Origin of the sequence: Pseudoalteromonas sp. SWN166 (assembly GCF_015864485.1) — a bacterium.
Classification (GTDB): domain Bacteria; phylum Pseudomonadota; class Gammaproteobacteria; order Enterobacterales; family Alteromonadaceae; genus Pseudoalteromonas.
In genome coordinates, this window is the sequence record NZ_JADYXB010000076.1 from 1 (window position 1) to 3,474 (window position 3,474).

Genomic DNA, 3,474 nt, shown 5'->3' on the forward strand with positions numbered 1-3,474 from the left:
AATACAAATAAACAGCATTTGGTTTCTGTTTAAGAATATTTTACACCGCCCACTGAACTTAGACATAGCCTTGCCTAAAGCGAAACCTCGGGCACCTACTTATTTATCGCGTGATGATATTCGACGACTTATAGAAAGTTGCACGGATATGCGCTTAAAAACATTGATAGTGGTGTGTTATGGATGTGGTTTGCGTATTGGCGAACTGCTGCGCATCAAAGTGCAAGACATCAATGGACAGCGTAAAACCATTTTAATTGAACATGGTAAAGGAGATAAGTCACGCTATGTTGTTGTATCAGATAGCGTGCTAAATCAATTACGTTGTTATTGGAAAATGTATCACCCAACGGGCTGGATGTTTTATTCACGATGGTTAATGGATAAACCCATGTCACCCTCAAGCTTCAGAAAGGCATTGAAAAAACATGCACAAATGTGTGGTTTAAAGCACTGTAATCCACATGTATTACGCCATGCTTATGCTACACATCAACTTGAGTTAGGGATGCCGCTTCATCAACTTCAACATCAGCTTGGTCACAGTGACATTAGAACCACGCAAAGTTACTTACACTGGTTACCTGAATTAGGGTATGGTGGCATTGATTTACTCGCAAGTTGGGGTGAACAATGAGCGGCTTGCACCTCGCTGATATTTTAAACTCACATCTTGAGAATTATCGGCAGCACCACATAATGAGCTATCAGCAGTTACGAGTCTGCCAACATCTTCAATCATGCAGAACAGGTCAGCTCGGTTATCAAGCGTGGCAATGTGATAACTGTGGTGAAGTACAACAAATTGGATGTAGCTGTCGAGATCGGCATTGCCCACGTTGCCAAGGTATGGCAACGGCTAAATGGGTGCAAAGACAACAAGAGGATTTACTATCGTGTCGCTATTTCCACCTTGTTTTTACGCTCCCGCATGAGTTGAATATCATTGCACACTATAACCCAAGCGTGCTGTATCACTGTTTATTTAAAGCCACATGGCAAACGCTGAGTAAATTTGCGAAACGAAAAGGGCATGGTCAGTTAGGCATGACAAGCGTACTGCATACGTGGGGGCAAAATTTAAGTCAGCATATTCACCTGCATTGCTTGATACCCGCAGGTGCGCTTGATAAAGCGCAATGGCATGAAATAGAAAAAGGTTATTTATACCCTGTTAAAGCATTATCAACGGTCTTTAGAGGAAAAATGCTCGCGGCGCTAAATGAGTGCGATAGTTCATTCGTGAAGATAAGCACCCCAACCAAATGGTGTGTTTATAGCAAAGCCTGTTTAACGTACAGTGAAAAATTAGTCAGTTACCTTGCACGTTATACCCGAAAAGGCGTGATGTCAGAATCGCGATTAGTGTCAGCGACTGAAGAAACAGTGAGCTTTAAATACCGCGATTATGCAGATAACAACCGCGATAAAGTCATGACACTGAGTTGTGACGAATTTTTACGGCGTTACTTACAACATGTATTGCCGAAAGGGTTTATGCGTATTCGCCACTATGGATTTTTAGCCAATGCATGTCGTAAACAAAAGTTAGCGTTAATAAGAGCCCAAGAGCCACACACATGTAAAGAAGCAAAGGTAACGACAGAAAAAGATCCATTGATACCGCATTGGCCTTGTCAATCATGCAAAGTTGGCATCTTGCAATTTATTGGTATAGCAGAGTCGGATGCGGCAACCGTTAAAACAGAGCGAACGAGTTAGCGGGCTAGCCTGCTTAATAGAATCAATGAGTTAACCTGCTTAACTGTTCAGGCTAGTAGCGGCTGTGCGTGAGAAAAATATCATTGCTTAACGGTTAAATATTAGGTTTAATAGGGACATAATAAATGCTGAGCAACGCAGGGATAGCTTAAATTATAATAGGTAAGCTGATTAAATTAGCTGATTTAGCTAGAGCCTCTAAAAAGTAAATTCCCATAGCATAAACAATACCAACTCTGACACACCGAGCAGGTAGCGCCTCAGTCCAACAAGCGATTATGCAACACAAACTGCGTGTCGCATAAATACTAAAGTGTTATATGCTTTTAAAAATTAGTTCTTTAAATGTCATGTATCAGTATTTTAATAAATCGTTTAGTGTAAAAATTACAACGTGTTTTTCGCTAAACTTGGTTTGGTGTTAACACTAATAAGTATTGCCATTTATACCTTTTTCAAAGGAGGCAATGACATTATTTCAGTTCAGCCTTTCGCGTGTAGCGTAAAAGTTCACGGTTAGGTTTTAATATTACGGGTGACTTAAGTTATTGTAGTTGTTGGTTTTACCACTGCTGCATATAACAAGTTGCTCAAACGGACAAATAACAGTCGGCTGCGCTTCGCGCATTATATCCAACGGTCATTTGCCCCTTAGCAAAGCGTTAGTTTGCAATCAAAGTATGGAGTATTAATTGAGTACCAAGGAAACATTGAAAAAGTTGCATGAGAATGAACAAAGTTTATTTATAGTTCATTATTCGTGTCAGAACTTAAATGATAATAATGAAAACTACTCACCTCGAATAACTTCGATTGCAGTGCTCCATGTTGGTAGTTCAACAATGCACAGTTTTTCCATTCATTTAATCGCAGAGGTAAATAAGATACCTCGCGAAAACATCCACGATCATTATGATGATCTAGAAAAAGAGATGTTAGCTCAGTTCTTTGCATTTCTTTCTGAGAATGATGGTGCTTTCTGGCTTCATTGGAATATGTCTAATATAAATTACGGTTTTGAAGCTTTAATTCATCGTTATAAAGTTTTATCTGGCGTTGATGGCAAAAGAATTCCAGATTCAAAGAAATATAATTTATCGTCCCTAATTTTATCTATATACGGCAAAGGCTGTGTTGAGCATCCCAGAATGGCAAGCTTCATGAAATTAAATGATGGTGAGCATCGTGATAATCTAGCTGGTAAAGAAGAAGTCGATGCTTTTGCAGCTAAAGAGTATGTTAAGTTGCATAAGTCCACGATGTCTAAAGCCTATTGGTTTCAGCATATGTATTATCTTCTGCAAAAAAACAAAGTGAATGTGCATAATAAAAACTGGGGTAATAAGGTAAATACTTTTCTCGAACGCCCGACGGTTAAAGCATTAGGCTTTGTCGCTGTTGTATTCTCGTTATTTCAAGCGGCTCAGATTGGTTATTCAACTATAGAGCTAGAAGAAAAAACTGATAGTGCAGCGCAAGAGCAAACTAACAAGAAAATCAACAAGGACTAAAAACAGCGGGCTGTTCGCTCCGCTCCATTTTAGCCCACTATTTTTAGCCTGTTATTTGGGCGTTGAACTAAGCCGCTACGCGGAGATCCTATTCTGACCATTTGAGCCACACTTACCTTAGGGTTATCCCATATTTGGAGGTAAGTCATGAATACACTCATTGAACAAGTCAAAACTGAAATAGCCTACCGTGGTTATTCACAAAGTACCTGTAAAAGTTACTGCGAGCATTTGCTTAAAC

The 3,474-nt window shown here is 39.6% G+C and carries 3 protein-coding genes; all 3 read left to right on the forward strand.

The genetic code is table 11. The features are described 5' to 3' along the window. On the forward strand, positions 1-637 hold a 637-nt coding region (locus I6F49_RS20020; RefSeq protein ID WP_231615102.1), incomplete at its 5' end, for a tyrosine-type recombinase/integrase. Then, positions 634-1,722, forward strand: a complete 1,089-nt coding sequence (locus I6F49_RS20025; protein WP_197181068.1) for an IS91 family transposase — start codon at positions 634-636, stop codon at positions 1,720-1,722. The genes I6F49_RS20020 and I6F49_RS20025, both read left to right, overlap by 4 nt. A 692-nt stretch (positions 1,723-2,414) precedes the next feature. Next, positions 2,415-3,233: a hypothetical protein gene (locus I6F49_RS20030; protein ID WP_197181731.1), complete on the forward strand. Its 819-nt coding sequence runs from the start codon at positions 2,415-2,417 to the stop codon at positions 3,231-3,233. Positions 3,234-3,474 lie beyond the last annotated feature (241 nt).